Source organism: Amazonocrinis nigriterrae CENA67 (assembly GCF_016056305.1).
Taxonomy (GTDB): domain Bacteria; phylum Cyanobacteriota; class Cyanobacteriia; order Cyanobacteriales; family Nostocaceae; genus Amazonocrinis; species Amazonocrinis nigriterrae.
On sequence record NZ_JAECZC010000014.1, the window covers coordinates 23,917 to 36,414 of the forward strand.

Genomic DNA, 12,498 nt, shown 5'->3' on the forward strand with positions numbered 1-12,498 from the left:
TCGCTTTTGTCGTGGCAGCAGCCCTATAATCCACTGATAACTGTAATACCAATACCTATGTCATCTACACTTAAAATCCTCGCCTTTGCTGGCAGTACTCGCATTGATTCTTACAATAAAAAATTGGTAAAAATTGCGGCGGGTGGCGCTCAAGCCGCAGAAGTAGAAGTGACTTATCTAGACCTACGGGATTTGCCTCTACCTCTTTTTGATGAGGATTTGGAAGCTCAAGAAGGTTTACCTGCCAATGCTGTGGCTTTCAAAGACTTGCTGATTTCTCACCAAGGATTGCTAATTGCTTCACCTGAATATAATGGTTCACTCACAGGAGTTTTGAAGAATGCCATTGACTGGGCATCCCGTCCATCTCCCAATGAACCCCCATTGGCTGCTTTTGCAGATAAGGTTGCTGCAATTATGAGTGCTTCACCTGGCGGGCTTGGTGGTCTGCGGGGGTTGTCTCACCTGCGGAATATCCTGGAAAGTCTCGGAGTTTTGGTGCTTCCCCATCAGGTAGCCGTACCCAAAGCTTACGAAGCTTTCAACGCCGATGGCAGCTTAAAAGCTCCCCAAAAGCAGGAAGCTATTGAGAAGCTAGGTAAGAATGTAGCAAACATATTACTGAAGCTCTACTAAATTTTTCACAACCTTCTCAACTGGATGCACTCAGGCTATTAAGCTCATAAACCTAAAGATTGCAAATCTCAGTTAGATCAGGACTTACGCAGCGAGATTATTTGCTGAGTTCGGGAATAGGGCATTGGGCATTGGGGATTTTTTTCTGTCCCATGCCCCATACCCCATGCCCAGCCCAAACCCTTAATTTCTCGTTTCCCATGCGTAAGTCCTATAGATAAAAGTATCATCGGGTGGGCTAGACAGCCCACCCTGATTATGCAATTCAAATAATCTGTTTTATTTTCCTCTCACGAATGGGAAATGCTATTAAAGCAACTTGCCTGCGCTGCTTAATTGCTGAAAGCCCAGCAGAAAGAAACTCATGAATACTTTCACAAATTGGAAAACCCTCAATTGGTCTGAATATGGTGCAGAACTCCTGGGAACTGCATTCAATCTCTTAATTGGATTCAGCATCATCACGTTCAATTTTGGCAAGGGCTTGCCTATGGAGCATCTCATCCCCGCAGAAAGTCCTCGTTTACTAATTAATGGTCTGATCTTTGCTGGTAGTGGGGCACTATTTACCATTTCGCCATTGGGAAAACTGAGTGGCGCTCACCTCAACCCTTGTGTGTCACTGGCTTTTTGGTTACAAGGCAAGATGCATAAACGTGACTTAATAGGGTATATTATTGGGCAATTATTGGGGGCAATACTGGGCACATTTGTGGTGACAAATTTGTGGGGTAAATACGCTCTCAGTGTCAATAATTGCATGACTTTACCAAGCAAAAGTTACGCCCTTTGGTATGTATTTTTAGCTGAGGTTTTCATGACCTGTCTGTTAATATTATCGATATCTATCTTCTTAAGTCATCGTCGGCTATTACGCTGGACACCTTTAATGGTGTGGTTACTTGTGGCAACTATGGTCTGGTTGGGAGCGCCAATTTCTGGTACTAGTCTGAATACGGCACGCAGTATTGGCCCTGCTTTCATCTCATGGTTCTGGCAAGACCAGTGGCTTTATTGCATTGCACCACCACTAGGGGCATTAATTGGTGTAGGAGTTTTTCGACTAATATCTATGGGTGAACGCGAAGTTTTAACAGGAAAACTTTTTCATGTTCACCATTATCCTTGCATTTTCAAAAATGTTAAAGTGCCACATCTGAAGAAGCAGTACTAGATTTAATCCTACACCTATTCACAGAACTTACTTGATTTCCATGTAAGGATTCAGTTCAAACTCAAACAAATATCAAAATCAAGAGTAAATACAATGAGTAAACTTGAAGGTAAAGTAGCTTTAGTAACTGGCAGCAGCAGTGGAATTGGTCAAGCTATTGCCGTGCGTTTGGCTCAAGAAGGTGCAGATGTTGTAATTGACTATCGCTCTCATGTGGAAGGAGCTGAAGAGACTCTATCAAAAGTGGAAGCTGCTGGACACAAAGGTTTAATTGTAAAAGCTGACTTAAGTGTCATCAGCGACATCCGCCAGCTGATAAACCAGGGTATTCAACACTTTGGTAAAATAGATATTTTAGTGAACAATGCTGGTATCGACGGCAGAAATGCAGACTTCTGGGACATCACTGAGGCAGACTATGATGCAGTGCTGAATCTTAACCTCAAAGGCACATTTTTTGCTACTCAAGCGATAGTACAGCATCTCATTGAAAGCAAACGAACTGGCAAAATTATCAATATTAGTTCTACCCATGAGGAAATAGCATTTCCTCACTTCACTTCCTATTGTGCCAGCAAGGGCGGTGTGAAGATGATGATGCGTAATTTAGCAGTTGAACTGGGGCCTTTGGGCATCACAATTAACAACGTAGCTCCAGGAGCAATTGAAACACCAATCAATAGTAAGCTATTAAACGATCCTGAAAAATTGCGATCGCTGTTGAAGAACATTCCCTTGGGTCGCTTAGGCAAGCCAGAGGATATTGCACCGATAGTTGCTTTTTTAGCTTCATCAGATGCCGACTACATCACAGGCGCAACCTTTTATGTAGATGGGGGTTTAAGCCGCAACTATCACGAGCAGTAAGTATTATTGCTCCTATAGAACTTAGTCTAAACTACATTTTGTAGGGGCAATTCATCAATTGCCTTTACATAAAAATCAAATATTCATATCATGTCCGTTTAAACACTTATGATACCTGTGGAGGTCGGGAATTGGGAATTGGTGAGCCAGCGCGGTCTTGGGGGTTCTCCCCCAATCCCCACTCACGAGCGGTCGTGGGGGCCCCGAGTCCCCCATGAGCGACTGGCGTTAGCGCAGCGTTAGCGACGCAGGAGCGTCACCCGAAGGGGAATTGGATTTTACTATTAGTCATCACATCTTACCCATTACCCATTACCCATTACCCATTACCCATTACCAGGCAAACCGACTATATCGTAAGTAATTAGCCGAACTTGATATTAGAACTTTTTTAACTCCCAAAATTCAAAACACAAAATCGCTATGACTCAAGAAGAAGCAAGATTGGCAGCAGACCGAGAGCGTACAGCCTACTGGAAACGATGGGGTTGCTATCTGAGCGAACGGCAGTGGGGAACAGTGCGAGAAGACTATAGCGCTGATGGTACAGCCTGGGACTTTTTCCCCCACGACCATGCCCGTTCTCGCGCCTATCGTTGGGGAGAGGATGGAATTGCTGGAATTTCCGATAATCATCAGCGATTGTGTTTTGCTATTGCTCTGTGGAATGGTGAGGATGCAATTCTCAAAGAGAGACTTTTCGGTCTGACAGGGAATGAAGGAAATCACGGGGAAGATGTTAAAGAATATTACTTCTACCTGGATAACACTCCTACTCACTCCTACATGAAATATCTTTATAAATATCCGCAAGCTGCTTTCCCCTACAGCCAGCTAGTAGAAGAAAATCAACGCAGAGGTCGCCACAGTCGGGAGTTTGAATTAATCGATACTGGTATATTTGACCAAGACCGCTATTTTGATGTGTTTATTGAGTATGCCAAGGCTGCACCCGAAGATATTTTGATTGAGATTAGTATCACTAACCGAGGCCCAGAAGCAAAAACACTACATCTGCTACCAACGCTTTGGTTTCGCAACACCTGGTCTTGGAATTTAAATGAACAAGAGAAACCTTGGCTCAAAATTAGCGAATCTAATTCTAATTTCAGCACCATCGAAGCTTATCACCATGATTTAGAAACTCGATGGCTCTACTGCAATGAAACTCCAGAACTACTATTTACAGAAAATGAAACTAATTATGAAAGATTATTTGGAGTCAATAATGCTTCAGCATATGTTAAAGATGGAATTAATAATTATGTAGTAAATGGGCATAAAAACGCTGTCAATCCCAATCGTATTGGTACTAAGTTTGCTGCTCGTTATGAATTACAAATCGGTGCGGGTGAAACCAAAACTGTAAGGTTGCGGTTAAGTGACGTACAAAATTTAACTGTGCCATTTGGAACTGATTTTGATACAGTTTGGCAACAACGCCAGCGTGAAGCAGATGAATTTTATCAGCGAATCTGTCCGTTTCCGTTGTCAGAAGATAGGCGGAATGTGCAGCGGCAAGCTTTTGCTGGGATGTTGTGGAGCAAACAATTTTATTACTATGTAGCTGACAAATGGCTCAAAGGCGATGCAGCTGGGCCGCCGCCGCCAGCATCACGACTTCATGGCAGAAATCATGAATGGGTTCATCTATTTAACGAGGATATACTTTCCATGCCTGACAAATGGGAATATCCTTGGTTTGCAGCTTGGGATTTAGCTTTTCATGTAATTCCGCTGGCGATGATTGACCCGGACTTTGCCAAGTTGCAACTGAGTCGCTTGACACGGGAGTGGTATATGCATCCTAACGGCCAACTCCCAGCATATGAATGGGCTTTTGGCGATGTGAATCCGCCGGTTCATGCTTGGGCGGCATGGCAAGTTTATCAGCTTGAGCAAAAAATGTATGGTCGTGCAGATAAAAAGTTTTTGGAAGGTATTTTCCAGAAATTACTACTGAATTTTACTTGGTGGGTTAACCGGAAAGATTTCGAGGGCAAAAATATCTTTCAGGGTGGCTTTTTGGGTATGGATAATATTGGTGTGTTTGACCGTAGTGTTGAACTACCAACTGGTGGATACTTGCAACAAGCAGATGGTACAAGTTGGATGGCGATGTATTGTCTGAACATGCTAACGATCGCTTTCGAGTTAGCCAAGGACAATCCCACCTATGAAGACATCGCCAGCAAGTTTTTCGAGCATTTCCTGTACATTGCTGATGCCATGAACGGCGTTGGTGATGCCCAAATAGCGCTTTGGGATGAAGGTGATGGCTTTTACTATGATGCCCTACATTTACCAGATGGGCGACAATGCCCGATGAAAGTGCGATCGCTGGTGGGGTTAGTTCCATTGTGTGCTGTCAGCATCCTAGAACCAGAAATCTTGGATCGGTTCCCAGGCTTTAAGCAACGAACCCAATGGTTTTTGCAAAATCGCCCTGACTTGACCCGAAATATCGCTTGTATGCAGAAACAAGGTGTTGGTGAACGGCGGTTGTTAGCGATCGCTTATCCAGATAAACTCCGCCGCATCCTAGAAAAGATGTTAGATGCAACAGAGTTTTTTAGCCCTTATGGTATTCGTTCTGTTTCTAAAGTTCATGCATCTCACCCTTATACTTTAACGGTGGATGGTCAGGAGTATCGGGTAGATTACGAACCTGCCGAGTCTAGTACAGGGATGTTTGGTGGTAATTCCAACTGGCGGGGGCCAATTTGGTTTCCCATTAATTATCTACTACTAGAATCGCTGCAAAAGTTCTATCGCTACTTTGGCGACGATTTCAAAGTTGAGTGTCCCACTGGTTCTGGGCAAATGCTAACACTTAAAGAAGTAGCCATAGAATTAGCTCAAAGGATGATCGATATTTTTCTGACAGATGCTTCTGGTAGACGACCTTTTTATGGGGGAACGGAAAAATTCCAAAATGACCCAAATTGGCGGGATTTAATTCTGTTCAATGAATACTTTCACGGAGATAATGGTGCTGGTATTGGTGCCAGTCATCAAACTGGTTGGACAGGTGTAATCGCCAAATTAATCCAGCAGTGTGCAGAACAGGTGTTATCAGATTAATTTCGAGGTTCTAGAACACCAATTCAGTAATCCTGTAAGAACCTCTCCCCCTACCCCTCTCCTCGTAGGAGAGGGGAGTTGAGCTACCCCCTTCCCTGTTTATGCAGGTTTTTGTTGCCCTACTAGCGCAGTTTTAAGTTCATTCTTAAATTCTCTTTCTTAGCTTGTCAAGATATTCCAAAAACTTAACTATATATATGTAACTAAGTCAAGAGTGTTGATCACGACAAGATATGCTCAATAAGCACTTTTTGCAGCTCAAAAATCCAACTTCAAATCTGGGGCTAAATAAATTAGACTTATACCAATTCTGTATGAAGATGGGCCTATAGGACTGACGCAAAACTACACCCTCTTAGGAGCAATTGATGAATTACTCCTACGTGAATAAAGCACAACGTCACATAAAATTGGTATTTTTGCAAAAATCCTGTTTCTCAAATTCAACCTAACAGTAGATGAGTGATATCAAAAATATGGTCATTATGATGAAACCTAAGTCTATCTACAGTATATAGGAGAGAAAAACGAACGACAGTACACTAGACCTAGATATGAAATAAGAGATTGTTGGTAAACTCCGTAGGCAATCACAGCTGTATCTATTGAGTTACTTCATGAGTTTGGCTTCATAGTTCATTACAAAGCTAAGGAGAACATAAATAATGAGTTAGTTGATATTATCCATAAAATTGGCTCTGCAAGGTAACTGTTTCTAAATGACCTAATAATTAAACAATTAGGTTTTGCAGTACAAGAAATAATCTTGCCAGATATTTATTGAAGGCACTAATAAAAACAGTTTTTTCGATAGTAAATTTCAGAGAAAATATACTTGTGTGGTGAAAAATCATAGTGAGGAAACTGTAGTTGTCAAGGGATCGATACCAAGAGCTTTAAAGCTGGAATTTAAGGTTCTTTGTGTACAGAAAGAGTTGGAAATGAGTGAGGTGTTGGAGAATTTAATCAGGCATTGGATACAAACAGACAGTCCTGTGGGTGAATTTTCTTCTATGGATTTGTTGAACCAGGAGTTTGAAGATGTCAAAGCATATGTGCCGAAATCTTTAAAACGTCAATTTAAATTGCTTTGCACTCAAAAACGAGTCACGATACGTTCTATTTTATATGTACTCATCAAGCAATGGGTACAAATGGGGGAAGTATATCAATTTTGCACAAATAGTGGAAGAAAAAATAATTTGTGAATTGATGAAATGAGGAATTAACAAGAAGGTAGGACACAGGATACACAATCTATATCGACTTTAATTTGGTAGGGTGCGTTATGGACACTAGTCCTAACGCACCAAAATTTTAAAACGCTTAATGAGCGTACCATTCGGGTTTGGGGGTGACGCTACCCCAGTCTTTTTTACACTAAATTTCTGGATCGACTAAGCGGGTAGTGGGACGACTCTGATACAAATCCTGAACGACCTGGGCCGCAGAAACTAAAGCTACAAGGCTGATGATTGCAACAGGTAACAAACCTTGACCAAAGATAGCGATCGCTAGCAGTACTCCTGCACTCACAAGTCGATACTGGGAACGGATTTTACAATAGCGTAGCACCCCATATCTATGGAGAATACTCACAGATAGCGAACATAATGCCACTGAACCACAAATGAGCCATCGCTGGGAATCTGGTAGTGCTATGGTTGGCTTACTTAACAAGATTTGTTCTACACTGACTCCAGCAGCAGCAATCCCAATCACTAGCGGTAAATGAGTGTATAGCCAGAGATTGACAACACTGATTCTGCCATGTGTCCGCGCCATCTCAATTGGTGTGCCACCCAGATTATCAAAATAAACCCACCACCAGCTAAAAGCGATAAGTAAACCAAATACTGCGGCAATCACGGTTAAAACATCCCATTTCTGTTGAGACATACCATTGACTACCGCAATGATTGCCTCGCCTAAGACAATAAGGGTAAACAACCCAAACCGTTCTGGTAAGTGGGAGGCGTGGGGGAGTAACCCGATCTGAAACTTACTTCCTATTAGGGGTGTGACAAAATCAATAATGATTCCCAATGTCCAGAATCCGAACCGCCAAGGAATCGGTACAGCTGCTGATATTAACCAGAAAAAGGCTGCGATCGCAAAACCAGTGGCATATTGAGTGGTCAAAAGGCGTGCTGAAGGGATATGTATTCCAGCTCGAATATACTCTATTACGAGTACAGCACGACCAAGAGCATAGGAAAGGGCAAAACCAGCAGAACTCTCGGCCAAACCGTGGTGGATGTTGATAGCCATTGCTGCTGCTGTCAGCATTTGTAGACCAATTAATAACCGATGTACCACATCATCACTATCAAAGCGGTTGGCATAGAGTGTGGTTCCAATCCATGACCACCAAATCGGTATGAATAGAACTACAAAGCCAAATAATCCAGATAGTGAGATATCCTCTTTGAGATTGTGGGCGAGTTGAGAAACTGCAACCACAAATACCAAATCATAAAAAAGTTCTAGCCAGGTGGTGCGTCGTTCTTCTTCGATATCTTCACCAACTCGTAATCTTGGTGGTTCGAGAAAATTGGTCATATTGGTAAAAATTCGTGAAAGTAAAGTGGATCAAATCAAATGCAATATTTCATTGTGTAATGAATGCAGCAGGAGCAGCAGATTTCTGAAGTCATTATACTCAATACATGCTTTGCTAATTCAAGATTGACTTGAGCAAAAGTATTACAGATAACAATATTTCTAAGCGTTCATTCCAGGGGAAAAAACTTTTTGAGCTACTGAAATATTATTCTTTCAAAGAATTTAAGTCAGTATTTCAGATTTAGTTTTACTTTTTGTAATGTTGTTCATTTCTATTCCTTATATCTTTGATAACTAGTTAATTATAAAAGTTAATTTTTTTTAAACTTTTTTGTATTAAAGTCCTTAGAGCCAAAAGGACTTTTTGTGATATATTCATACTTACGTGGTTTTCCCATTGTGATGTTAAATATCTTAAGTTATCGCTAAAAAGCACCGACCAAGTTGTAATCCCAAAAAAAATTGCATTGAAAGTAACTCGATTAATCATATAGCAGAGTCATTGATTTTATGGCTTCAAAGGTGGATTAGATGAAACTGACAAAGCAGAAACGTAAACGTGGTCTTATTCTCACTCCAGAAGGATTACAAAAACTTCAGTCCGCTAAACTTAATGCTGAATTAAACGAAAATTATGGAAACAGGTATACGCTTGAAGATCTCAGCGACCGGATTGGCATAAACACTGCTACAATTTCCAAAGTGCTGTCTCGTGAAGGCGGAGTTGACAAACGAACAATTGAGTTGTTCTTCCAAGCTTTTAATATCAAACTAGAGAAAGATTGTTACACCAACTCTGACCAATCTCAGCACCAAGATTGGGGAGAAGCGACTAATGTTTCAATTTTTTATGGTCGAACAGAAGAAATGGCTGCATTAGAACAGTTGCTCCTTCAGGAACGTTGCAGGCTAGTGGCAGTATTAGGGATGGGAGGAATTGGTAAATCAGCTTTAGCGATCAAGCTGACGGAGCGTATTAAAGATAGTTTTGAGTATATCATATGGCGATCGCTGCGAGAAGCTCCGCCCATCAAAAATATTTTAGCTAGCCTGATTCAGTTTTTGTCCGACGAGCAGGAGACAGAAGCTTCCTTACCAGAAAGTGTAGGCGAGAGAATATCCCTACTGATTGATTATCTGCGCCAGCATCGCTGTCTTTTAATACTAGATAATATAGAGTCAATTATGCAAGGTGGTAGTCGAGCCGGACTTTACCGAGAAGGATATGAGGGATATGGGGATCTGCTCAAACGAGTGGGAGAAGTAACTCACCAAAGCTGTTTGCTTTTAACAGGTAGAGAAAAACCTAAAGAAGTAGCAGCATTAGAAGGAGAAACACTGTGTGTACGTTCATTTGTTCTTGGTGGTTTACAGTCCGCGGATGGGCAAGAAATTTTGAAAGTCAAGGGAGTTTTTGCATCTGAATTTGAATCTCAGCAACTGGTAGAGCGTTATGCAGGCAATGCTTTGGCTTTGAAAGTGGTTGCTACGACTATTCAAGATGTATTTGGTGGTAATATTTCTAAATTTTTACAACAAGAAACAAGTGTTTTTGGTGATATTCATGAGCTTTTAGAGCAGCAGTTTAGACGTTTATCAAATTTAGAAAAGGATGCGATGTATTGGCTAGCCATCAATCGAGAGCCAGTTTCGCTATCAGAAATACGGGAGGATATTGTATCACAAATACCGCCGCAAAAAATGCTAGAGTCATTGGAGTCTTTGGTGAGGCGATCGCTCATCGAGAAAAGTGAAGGGCTATTCACGCTACAACCTGTAGTCATGGAGTATATGACTCAGCGATTAATAGAGCAAGTTTGTCAAGAAATTGCTAATGATCATCTTGATTTGTTCAGGTGTCATGGGCTAATGAAGGCAACGGCGAAAGACTACATCAGGGATATTCAAATTCGTCTGATTGTCCAACCAGTTATAGATGGGTTGCTTGGTATTTTTAGAAGCAAAAAAAATCTAGAATATCAGCTAACCAAAATCTTGGCAAATCTCCGAGAAACATCACCCTTAGAACAAAGTTATACGGCTGGCAATGTCCTGAATCTACTTTGTCATCTGGGGACTGACCTCAGCGGCTATGATTTTTCTCATCTAAGTATTTGGCAAGCAGACTTACGCAATGTGAATTTGCACAATACGAATTTCTCTCATGCTAATTTGGATAGATCTGTGTTTGCGGAAACCTTCAGTGCAATTTTGTCAATAGCATTTAGCCCTGATGGAAAATTTTTAGCTACAGGCGATATGAATGCTGAGATTCGCTTGTACCAAGTTGCTGATTGGAAAGAACTATTCACCTGTAAAGGTCACGCTGATTGGGTAACATCAATTGCCTTTAGTCCTGATAGTCGTATTCTCGCAAGCGGCAGTGATGATCAAACAATTAAACTTTGGAACGTCACGACTGGTGAATGTATCAAAATCTTGCAAGGGCATGAAAAGGGGATCTGGTCACTAGCCTTCAACTCAAATGGACAAACATTGGTAAGTGGCAGTGATGACAAGGCTATAAAGATGTGGGATGTCAGTACTGGTGAATGCCTCAAAACTTTGCAAGAACATAATAATATGGTCAGAGCAGTCATATTTACTCCTGACGACCAAATGCTAGTTAGTGGCAGCGTAGACAAAACGCTGAAGCTGTGGGATGTTCGCACTGGTCAACATATTAGAAGTTTCGAGGGACACGATGAGGGAATCTGGTCAGCTGCCCTCAGCCCAAATGGGCATATACTTGCTAGTGCTAGCGGCGATCAAACAGTTAGATTGTGGGATCTTCAAACTGGTGAGTGTATTATGACCTTGCAAGGGCACTCTGGGTGGCTTTGGTCAGTGGACTTCAATCCAAATGGGCAAACGCTGGCAAGTGGTGGTTGGGATCAAACAGTGAAGTTGTGGGATCTCAGTAATGGTCAGTGTTTAAAAACTTTGCAAGGACATAATAATCTTGTACGAGCAGTTGTTTTTAGCCCCGATGGTAAAATCCTAGCGACTGGCAGTGATGACCAATCGTTCAAATTGTGGGATTTTCAGACAGGTCAATGTCTAAAAACTCTACAGGGATATAGTGATAGAATCTGGTCGATTGCCTCAAGTCCTGATGGTCAAATGCTGGCTAGTAGCAGTGACAACAAAATGGTGAAGTTATGGGATATCAACACTGGTCAATGCTTAAAAACTTTTACCGGACATGACAATGTGATCAGGTCAGTGAGTTTCAGTCCAGAAGGTCATTCTTTAGCTAGTGGCAGTGATGACAAGACAATCAGGATATGGAATGTTAATACTGGTAATTGCTACCGAATTCTACAAGGACATACAAGTTGGGTCTGGTCAGTTGCTTTCAGCCCTGATGGTCATTCTTTAGTCAGTGGTAGTCATGACTACACAATTAAGCTATGGAATGTCAATACTGGTCAATCTCTGAAAACTTTACATGAAGAGAACCATGGAGTTTTGTCAGTGAGTTTTAGTCCTGATGGTAATACTTTAGCTAGTGGTAGTAACGATCACACAATAAAATTGTGGGATGTCAATACTGGCCAATGTCTCAGCACTCTGCGAGGACACACGAATTGGGTTTGGTCAGTCGCCTTTAGTCCAGACGGACAAATCCTATGTAGTGGCAGTCATGACCAGACAGTAAAGCTGTGGGATGTCAAGACTGGTCAATGTCTCAGAACATTGCAAGGACATTGTGGGGCAATTTGGTCAGTCGCTTTTTATGCAGACGGGCAAACTCTCAGCAGTGGTAGTACTGATCAAACAGTGAAGTTATGGGATGTCAATACTGGTCAATGTCTCAAAACTTTACACGAACATAATAAAGGAATTTTATCAGTTAGCTTCAGTCCCAAGGGACATACTCTAATTAGTGGCAGTGAAGATGAGACAATTAGAATTTGGGATTTTTCAACAGGTGAGTGCATCAGAAGTCTGAGAAGCAAAAAACCTTACGAGGGCATGAGGCTTACTGGCGTTACTGGATTAACGGAGGGGACAATCGCCACTCTCAAGAGTCTAGGGGCAATTGAGCATGAACTGGGGGCAGGTAACAAAAGGTAACAGAAAAAGCCTTTGTTTGGATATTCTGTAGAACAAACCTTATACTATTAATATGTAAGTAATTGCGTCAACTTAACGGTGTTTCGCCTGAG

The 12,498-nt window shown here is 41.7% G+C and carries 7 protein-coding genes; 6 read left to right on the forward strand and 1 reads right to left on the reverse strand.

Going from position 1 to position 12,498, the window contains the following annotated elements; all coding sequences use genetic code 11:
* Positions 1–57 precede the first annotated feature (57 nt).
* From I8748_RS10205 to I8748_RS10225, 5 genes are all read left to right on the forward strand, one after another.
* Positions 58–636: an NADPH-dependent FMN reductase gene (locus I8748_RS10205; RefSeq protein WP_198124471.1), complete on the forward strand. Its 579-nt coding sequence runs from the start codon at positions 58–60 to the stop codon at positions 634–636.
* 364 nt (positions 637–1,000) lie between these two features.
* Positions 1,001–1,810 (forward strand): MIP/aquaporin family protein, encoded by an 810-nt coding sequence (locus tag I8748_RS10210; RefSeq protein ID WP_198124472.1) that lies wholly within the window; start codon positions 1,001–1,003, stop codon positions 1,808–1,810.
* 93 nt (positions 1,811–1,903) lie between these two features.
* Entirely contained in the window at positions 1,904–2,677 is a 774-nt protein-coding gene (locus I8748_RS10215; protein ID WP_198124473.1) for a glucose 1-dehydrogenase, read from the forward strand.
* 423 nt (positions 2,678–3,100) lie between these two features.
* Positions 3,101–5,761, forward strand: coding sequence for an MGH1-like glycoside hydrolase domain-containing protein (locus tag I8748_RS10220; RefSeq protein WP_198124474.1), 2,661 nt, complete (start codon positions 3,101–3,103; stop codon positions 5,759–5,761).
* Positions 5,762–6,600: 839 nt separating this feature from the next.
* On the forward strand, positions 6,601–6,969 hold the full coding sequence (locus tag I8748_RS10225; protein WP_198124475.1) for a hypothetical protein: 369 nt from the start codon (positions 6,601–6,603) through the stop codon (positions 6,967–6,969).
* A gap of 172 nt (positions 6,970–7,141) precedes the next feature.
* Here I8748_RS10225 and I8748_RS10230 read toward each other — a convergent pair whose 3' ends face one another.
* Positions 7,142–8,323 (reverse strand): low temperature requirement protein A, encoded by a 1,182-nt coding sequence (locus I8748_RS10230; RefSeq protein ID WP_198124476.1) that lies wholly within the window; start codon positions 8,321–8,323, stop codon positions 7,142–7,144.
* Positions 8,324–8,857: 534 nt separating this feature from the next.
* Here I8748_RS10230 and I8748_RS10235 point away from each other — a divergent pair.
* Positions 8,858–12,406 (forward strand): WD40 domain-containing protein, encoded by a 3,549-nt coding sequence (locus I8748_RS10235; protein WP_198124477.1) that lies wholly within the window; start codon positions 8,858–8,860, stop codon positions 12,404–12,406.
* The last annotated feature ends 92 nt before the right edge of the window (positions 12,407–12,498 follow it).